2 protein-coding genes and 1 pseudogene are annotated in these 2267 nt (G+C 69.7%); 1 reads left to right on the top strand and 2 read right to left on the bottom strand.

Annotation, left to right across the window (positions count from 1 at the left end; all coding sequences use genetic code 11):
- Positions 1–332 (top strand): annotated as a pseudogene (locus tag AC04L7_RS17020) (CDP-glycerol glycerophosphotransferase family protein); the annotation flags it as partial.
- A gap of 91 nt (positions 333–423) precedes the next feature.
- Here AC04L7_RS17020 and AC04L7_RS17015 read toward each other — a convergent pair.
- Together AC04L7_RS17015 and AC04L7_RS17010 are read right to left on the bottom strand one after the other, a co-directional pair.
- Positions 424–1950 carry a PH domain-containing protein gene (locus AC04L7_RS17015; protein ID WP_475513492.1) on the bottom strand — a complete coding sequence of 509 codons (1527 nt, stop codon included), beginning with the start codon at positions 1948–1950 and terminating at the stop codon, positions 424–426.
- The coding region (locus tag AC04L7_RS17010; protein ID WP_475513491.1) for a PH domain-containing protein at positions 1950–2267 on the bottom strand (318 nt) is incomplete at its 5' end. The genes AC04L7_RS17010 and AC04L7_RS17015, both read right to left, overlap by 1 nt.

The following is a 2267-nucleotide window of genomic DNA, read 5'->3' as shown; positions in this document are numbered from 1 at the left end:
CGTCGGCGCTGAACGAGTTCCTGTTGACCCACAAGCCGGTGGTGACCTTCAAGAACCGMCGCCCSGGGCCGCAGCTGATCGATATCGATGACGCGGCGCAGTTCGAGCCCGCGATCCGTTGCGCGCTGGCCCGGCCGCCGGAACTGATGCAGGCCATCGTCGACTATGCGGACAGCATCCACCCGTATCGCGACGGGCGCTCCAGCGAACGGGTGCTGGACGCCATCGATGCCTTCATCGCTGCCGGCGCACGGAATCCGCGCCCGAAGCCGATGAACCTGTGGCGCAAGCTGAAGATCCGGCGTCGGATAGGCTACTGGGGGCCGGCGTGAGCGAAGCTGCCGGCTGCCACCGCGCAGCGGCATCGCAAGCACCCTGGGGCTCGCCATCAGGGCGCATGTCGCAGCGCCCGAGATAGCTCCATCACCAGCGCATGCGATGCGCGGCCAGCGTGTCGCGTAGCTGCCGGTAAACGCTCTCGGCGTCACGCACAGGCACGAAGCGCAACGCCAGCGGTGCGGCGATCCCGTTCGCGCCTGCCGTGTCCAGCCAGAGCGTCGCCGTGCCGCAGGCATGGTCCAGCGGCGAGCGCGACAAGCGCAGCGCCTGCAGTTTGTCGATTTCGGCGAAGCGCCAGTAGCGCGACCACCAGCCACTGCGCACGGCCACCAACTGGTCGTCCAGCGACCAGCCCATGCGCTGTGCCTGCCTGCGTGCGGCATGCCCGGCGAAGAGGATCCATGCCAGCCCCAGCCACGCCCACCCGCCGAGATGCCAGGCGGCGACACCGGTCGCCGGCAACAGGACCGCCAGCGAGGGCAACCACAGGCGCCAGCGCGCAGAGGCATCCACCGGCTGCCAGTCGTCGCGTGGCCATGGCGCGCGGGGCAGCAGGTGGCCGATCAGTGCGTCGCATGCGTCGGGGGTCGCAACCGGCGCGATGTCCTTCAGGGCGCGTGTGTCCTGCCCCGACTTGTCCGCGACGGCCGTATCGATGCGTAGCGAGCGTCGACGGAACAGGCGATGCAGGACGCCTTCGTGCAGGGTCCACGCCTGTATCCGCCGTCGCGCCACGCTTGTGCGCAGGCGAGCGAACAGGCCACGCTCCACCATCAGCCTGCGCGGCTCCTCGGTCAGCCGGAATCCGTGGAACTGCGACAGCGCCAGCGCGACCGAGAGCAGGCGTACCAGCGCCAGTGCGATGCCGATCAGGGCGACGCCGCCGGCCGCGCCCGTCAGCCAGCCCAGGTGCAGCTCCTCGGCATAACCGTAGGCCTGCCGCGCGCCTTGCCGGAAAAACTGCTCGATCATCCGCTCCGGCAGGATCTGCCACGCGGCACCGAATCCGGCGGCCACGACGATCATGCCGCGATTGGAGATAAGTCCCAGACGGATGACGTCCAGCGTCGACAGGGAAAGCAGCGTGGTGCCTTCGCGGGGCGCTGCCGCTTCCGGTTCGGACGACGCGGGCGCGGTCCCATGCGCCTGGTGTCGCACCAGGTCCTCCAGCGCCAGCGCGTCGCGAAGGCCGAGCACGCGCATCTGCGCCTCCGGCTTCTGCCCGCCCGCCGACTCCAGCCGGACTTCGRCGACACCGAACAGGCGGTGCAGCAGGGACTGGTGTACGACCACGTTGTGGATGCGCGAGAACGGAATTTCGCGGCGCGAGCGATGCAGCAGGCCTTCCCGCACCGTCAGGCCGTCGCGTCCGATGGTGTAGCGGTAGGTGAAGTACTGCAGGATCGCCAGCACGACCAGCACCGTGATGCCGATGACGGGTGCGAACGAGGCCCAAAGCTCGCCGTCGCCACTGCTCTTGCGCGCACCGAACACCAGCAGCGCGACCAGCGGGAAGATGAACTGCTTGAGCTGCTGCAGCAGCACGAAGAGCCACGACCACGGATGCAGTCGGCGTTCGTCCGGCGCGGCGCCCGGGATGGCGTCGTCCATCACAGGGCGTCGTCGTGGTCGACCTGGGTGGCCAGGCGCTCGCGCAGGCGTTCCGCGTCGTCCGCATCCAGTCCGGAGACCGTGACGGCGGCCATGCGCGTGCCGGCCGTGTGAACCACGAGCGTGGACAGGCGGGCGTTGCGTTCCAGCGGTCCGCGTTTCAGGTCGAGATGCTGCACGCGCGAAATCGGCACGTGCGTTTCGCTCTGCCACCAGTTGCCGCGGCGCACGGCGAATCCCCGGTCATCCAGCCGCCAGCGCGTGCGGCGATGCCGCTTCACCGCCACCCAGGCGCCCAACCCCGCGCCGGCCAGCGC

This window comes from Pseudoxanthomonas sp. LjRoot204_2, assembly GCF_056175765.1.
The sequence above is the reverse complement of the archived record's forward strand: the minus strand, read 5'-3'. Positions and strand labels throughout refer to the sequence as shown.